Source organism: Mycobacterium sp., from assembly GCF_047975165.1.
Lineage (GTDB): Bacteria > Actinomycetota > Actinomycetes > Mycobacteriales > Mycobacteriaceae > Mycobacterium.
On the sequence record NZ_JBKECZ010000029.1, the window covers coordinates 1 to 1,878 of the forward strand.

General features: G+C 73.6%; 2 protein-coding genes. Both read right to left on the bottom strand.

The window, feature by feature from the left end:
- The coding region (locus ACK5M9_RS02245) for a bifunctional 4-hydroxy-2-oxoglutarate aldolase/2-dehydro-3-deoxy-phosphogluconate aldolase (protein WP_416891582.1) at positions 1-449 on the bottom strand (449 nt) is incomplete at its 3' end.
- A 219-nt stretch (positions 450-668) separates the two neighbouring features.
- Positions 669-1,878 (bottom strand): hypothetical protein (locus ACK5M9_RS02250; protein ID WP_416891583.1); only part of this gene is annotated, 1,210 nt, incomplete at its 5' end.

A 1,878-nucleotide genomic window follows, 5' to 3' on the forward strand; every position in this document is an offset into this window, starting at 1 on the left:
GGGAACGGGCCGCGCAGCGCGCCCCGGTAGGCCGGTCCGCCCCGCGACGCCGGGAAGATCTTCACGACGTGAACGCCGACCCGTAGCGCCGTCATCACCTCGCTGGGGGTCAGGGCCCCGGTCATCGTGACCCGTCCGGTGGCCAGCATCGCGGCGGCCAGTTCGGGAACCGTGCCCGGGCTGACCAGGAAGGCTGCGCCGGCCTCGGCCGCCTCGGCCGCTTGGGCGACGGTGGTGACCGTCCCCGCGCCGACCAGCACGGCGTCGCCGTGGCGGCTGCGGGCATCGGCGATCACCGTGGCTGCATCGGGGGTGGAGTAGGTCACCTCGATGCCGGTGATGCCGCCGCGCCCGAGGGCATCGACGGCATCCGAGGCGACGGCGGCGGAAGGTGCGCGGAGCACGGCCAGCACGCCGGCGCGGCGGGTGGAGCTGAGAGGATCGGTCACGGCTCGCCTTTCATCAGGGGCGGGATCGGGGCGCGTACCGTCCGGGACGGTGAGCGTGCGGCCCGGTGTCGTCGAGTCCACCGTGGTGTCGGCGGCCGGGTGTTCCGGGGCGCCGGGGCAGCGAACGCCGCCGGATGCGGGCGTTCCAAGGGGGGCTTGTGCAACGGGATCAGCCTACCCGTGACCGCCGTGTCATGCGCGGCCCGACTCGTCGCGCGGTCAGTCGGCGAGGCCGAACAACTGCAGTGGGTGGGTGAGGCGCCACCATGCCGACGGGGCGGGGATGTCCGCCGACAGCACCACCGGGACCTCCGACGTGGTCACCGGGTCGGTCAGTGTCAGCGCGCCCACCTCCGCACCGGCGGTACGCGCCCGGCCGAGGTCTCTCGCGACCTCGCTGGACGTGGTCGCGCCGTTCCACAGGACCGCGGTCGCGGTCTGCGCGGTGACCGCATCCACCGTCGCGCCCCACTCGGTGGTGACCCGTCCCGCCAGCGTGCCCGCGGGAAGCTCGGCGGCGACGACCTGTGCGGACACCGCATCCAGAAGGCGCGCGGTCTCCTCATCCCGCAGCCGGTCCGAGGGCTGGCCGAGCACCGCCGCGTAGGCGTGCAGCGTGACCCCGGCCACTGACACGTCCTTGGCCCCGAGCAGGTTGTACCGGCCCCACAGGCTGCCGGTCTTGACACCCGCGATGGTGCCGTCGTCGGCGAGCAGGTCATTGGTGTTGGTGATGGTGCCCGCTCCGGGCAGAACGACGGACTCGGTGCGGACGATCTCCGCGACGACCGGATCCGCCAGCGCCAGATCGGCCAGCGCCGCCAGCGCCGCCGGCGCGGCGGTGTTGCCCGGATCGATGCCGGTGGGCTCGACCACCGTGATCCCGGCGATTCCCTTGCGCTCCAGCCAGCGCGTGGCGGCACGGGCGAAGGCCTCGTCACTGCCCCACAGCGACGACACCAGCCGATCGGTGTAGTTGCCGGCCGAACCGATCAGCATCCCCTGAAGCAGCTGATAGAGCGACAGCGAGCCGCCCACGGGTACGTCCAGCGCCGACTCGTGGCGCGCGAGGTAGTTCCAGTACGCGGCCCGGTCCTGGAAGGTGAAGGCGAACCCCCGCCCCTGCTCGCCCGGCTGCAGCGGGCGCTGTTCCAGCACCATCAGCGCCGTGATGACCTTCGTGATGCTGGCCATGGGCATCTGCTCGGTGCTCGAGGCCACCGGCGCGAACCCCGCGACGCCGACGGCGGCGGAGCCGCTGTCGGGCCACCGGGGGGTCGTGTCCGCCGCGGTCAGCGGCTCGACAGCGGCCGGTCGCACGTCGGGCGCGACGGCGTGCAGCGGCCACAGCAGCGTGGCACCCGCATAGCCGCCGACCAGCCCGATCGCCAGCACGGTCGGCACCAGGACCCCGGCTCGCAGGGGTGAC